Source organism: Ramlibacter sp. (assembly GCF_013697775.1).
GTDB lineage: Bacteria > Pseudomonadota > Gammaproteobacteria > Burkholderiales > Burkholderiaceae_C > Ramlibacter.
Genome location: NZ_JACCWG010000081.1, coordinates 1 through 3,663, shown reverse-complemented (window position 1 = coordinate 3,663; position 3,663 = coordinate 1). Strand labels below are relative to the sequence as shown.

General features: G+C 68.7%; 1 protein-coding gene. It reads right to left on the bottom strand.

The features are described 5' to 3' along the window. Positions 1 to 3,663: hypothetical protein (locus H0U68_RS04290; protein ID WP_296353015.1), on the bottom strand; the 3,663-nt coding region annotated here is incomplete at both ends.

The following is a 3,663-nucleotide window of genomic DNA, read 5'->3' as shown; positions in this document are numbered from 1 at the left end:
CGGTCTCCAGCGTCAGCTGCGGCGTGCCGGTCACGTTCACCGCCTCGCTGAAGTTGACCTGGACCGAGATCACGTCGCCCACCTTGTAGGCGCCGTTGGCCGTGCTGGACGTGACGCCCGACACCGTGGGGACCGCGGTGTCGATGACGATGGCCTTGTTGGCGCCCAGCGAGTTCGCCGCGCCGGGCGCGGCCAGCGTCAGCGTGGCGTTGTTGCCGGCCACGTCCGCGATGGTGCCGCCGTTGAGCGCCAGCGCGCCGGTGCCGATGTAGTCGAGGTCGGCCGTGGTGTCGCCGGCCTGCACCGTGTAGGTGAAGGTGAGCGTGTTGCTGCCGCTGCCGCTCGCATAGTTGACCGCGCGGTCGGTGGTGCCGGTCTCCAGCGTCAGCTGCGGCGTGCCGGTGACCGTCACCGCCTCGCTGAAGCCCACCTGGATGGAGATCACGTCGCCCGCCTTGTAGCCGCCGTCGGCGGTGGACGAGGTCACGGCGGTCACCGTGGGAACGACGCCGTCGATGACGATGTTCTTGTTGGTGCCCAGCGCGCCGGCTGCGGCCAGGCCGGGCAGCGTAAGCACCGCGTCGTTGGCGATGCCGTCCTGGATGGTGCCGCCGTTGAGCGTGAGCGCCGCCGTGCTGAGGTAGTTCAGGTCGGCACTGGTGTCGCCCGCCTGCACCGTGTAGCTGAAGTTCAGCGTGCCGGTGCCGGAGCCACTCACGTAGTCGATGGTCCGGTCGACCGTGCCCGTCTCCAGCAGGAGCTGCGGCGTGCCGGTGACGGTGACCGCCTCGCTGAAGTTCACCTGGATCGAGATGACGTCGCCGATCTTGTAGGTGCCGTTGGCCGTGCTGGACGTCACGCCGGTCACGGCCGGCTGGACCGCGTCGATCACGATGTTCTTGTTGGCGCCCAGCGAGCCGGCCGCGCCCGGGGCTGGCAGCGTCAGCACCAGGTCGTTGCCGGCGGAGTCCCGCAGCGAACCGCCATTGAGCGTGAGGGCGGAGGTGCTGAGGTAGTCCAGGTCCGCCGTTGCATCGCCGGCCTGCACGGTGTAGGCGAAGTACAGCGAGGTGCTGCCGGTGCCGTTGCCGTTGTCGAAGGTGGTATAGGACGACAGGCTCGCGATGCGGTCGGTCGCCCCGGTCTCCAGCTGCAGCTGCGGCGTGCCCGAAATGCTGAGCACCTCATTGACGGAGACACGGATGTTGATGATCTCGCCTTCCGTATAGGTGCCGTCGGCCTTGGGCGACGTGACGTCGGTGACCACCGGCGCGGTGGTGTCGACGCGGATCGCCTTGTTGGCGCCCAGCGAATTCGCCGTGCCGGGCGTCGCGAGCGTCAGGGTGGCATTGTTGCCGGCGACGTCCTTGATCGTGCCGCCGTTGAGCGCCAGCGCCGTGGTGCTGAGGTAGTCAAGGTCGGCACTGGTGTCGCCGGCCTGCACCGTGTAGCTGAAGACCAGCGTGCTGCTGCCGGTGCCGCTGGCGTAGTTCACCACGCGGTCGGTGGTGCCGGTCTCCAGCGTCAGCTGCGGCGTGCCGGTCACGCTCACGGCTTCGCTGAAGCTCACCGCGATGGAGATTACGTCGCCGGCGTTGTAGGCGCCGTTGGTGGTCGTCGAGGTCACGCCCGACACCGTCGGCACCGCCGTGTCGATGACGATGGCCTTGTTGGCGCCCAGCGAGTTCGCCGCGCCGGGGGCGGCCAGCGTCAGGGTGGCGTTGTTGCCGGCCGCGTCCTTGATGGTGCCGCCGTTCAGCGCCAGCGCCCCGGTGCTGATGTAGTCGAGGTCGGCGGTGGTGTCGCCCGCCTGCACCGTGTAGGTGAACGCCAGCGTGCTGGTGCCGGTGCCGCTCGCGTAGTTCAGCGTGCGGTCCGTGGTGCCCGTCTCCAGCGTCAGCTGCGGCGTGCCCGTGACGTTGACGGCTTCGCTGAAGTTGACCTGGACGGAGATCACGTCGCCGGCCTTGTAGGCGCCGTCGGCCGTGCTGGAGGTCACGCCCGACACCGTCGGCACCGCCGTGTCGATGACGATGGCCTTGTTGGCGCCCAGCGAGTTCGCGGCGCCGGGCGAGGCCAGTGTCAGCGTGGCGTTGTTGCCGGCGGCGTCCTGGATCGTGCCGCCGTTGAGCGCCAGCGCCGAAGCACTGATGTAGTCCAGGTCGGCGCTGGTGTCGCCGGCCTGCACGGTGTAGGTGAAGGTCAGCGCATTGGTGCCGGTGCCGCTCGCGTAGTTCAGCGTGCGGTCGGTGGCGCCGGTCTCCAGCGTCAGCTGCGGCGTGCCGGTGACGGCGACCGCTTCGCTGAAGTTCACCTGGATGGAGATGACGTCGCCCACCTTGTAGGCGCCGTTGGCCGTGCTGGAGGTCACGCCCGACACCGTCGGCACGACGGCGTCGATGACGATGGCCTTGTTGGCGCCCAGCGAGTTCGCGGCGCCGGGCGTTGCCAGCGTCAGCACCGCGTTGTTGCCGGAGGCGTCCTTGATCGTGCCGCCGTTCAGGGCCAGCGCCGAGGTGCTGATGTAGTCGAGATCGGCGCTCGTGTCGCCGGCCTGCACCGTGTAGTTGAAGACCAGCGTGCTGGAGCCCGTGCCGCTCGCGTAGTTCAGCCTGCGGTCGGTGGTGCCGGTCTCCAGCGTCAGCTGCGGCGTGCCGGTCACTGTCACGTTCTCGCTGAAGTTCACCTGGATGGCGATCACGTCGCCCACCTTGTAGGCACCATCGGCCGTGCTGGAGGTCACGCCCGACACCGTCGGCACCACGCCGTCGATGACGAGGGCCTTGTTGTTGCCCAGCGAGTTCGCCGCGCCGGGGCTGGCCAGCGTGAGCGTGGCGTTGTTGCCGGCCGCGTCCTTGACGGTGCCGCCGTTCAGCGACAAGGCGCCGGTGCTGATGTAGTCCAGGTCGGCCGCCGTGTCGCCGAGTTGCACGGTGTAGTTGAACACCAGCGTGCTGCTGCCGCTGCCGCTCGCGTAGTTCACCACCCGGTCGGTCGAGCCGGTCTCCAGCGTCAGCTGCGGCGTGCCGGTCACGGTCACGTTCTCGCTGAAGTTCACCTGGATGGCGATCACGTCGCCGAACGTGTAGCTGCCGTCGGCGGTGCTGGAGGTCACGCCGGACACCGTCGGCACCACACCGTCGACCACCAGGTCCTTGTTCGCACCCAGCGAGTTCGCCGCGCCGGGAGCGGCGAGCGTCAGCGTGGCGTTGTTGCCGGCCGCATCCTTGATGGTGCCGCCGTTCAGCGCCAGGGCACCGGTGCTCAGGTAATCCAGATCGGCGGTCGTGTCGCCGGCCTGCACCGTGTAGTTGAAGGTCAGCGTGCTGGTGCCGGTGCCGCTCGCGTAATTCAGAGCACGGTCGGTGGTGCCTGTCTCCAGCGTCAGCTGCGGCGTGCCGGTGACCGTCACCGCCTCGCTGAAGTTCACCTGGACGGCGATCACGTCGCCGACCTTGTACGCGCCATTGGCAGTCGACGAGGTCACGCCCGATACCGTCGGCAACGTGGTGTCGATGACGATGTCCTTGTTGGCGCCCAGCGAGTTCGCCGCGCCGGGCGTCGCCAGCGTCAGCGTCGCGTCGTTGCCGGCCGTGTCGCGGATCGTGCCGCCATTGAGCGCCAGCGCCGTGGTGCTGAGGTAATCCAGGTCGGCGCTGGTGT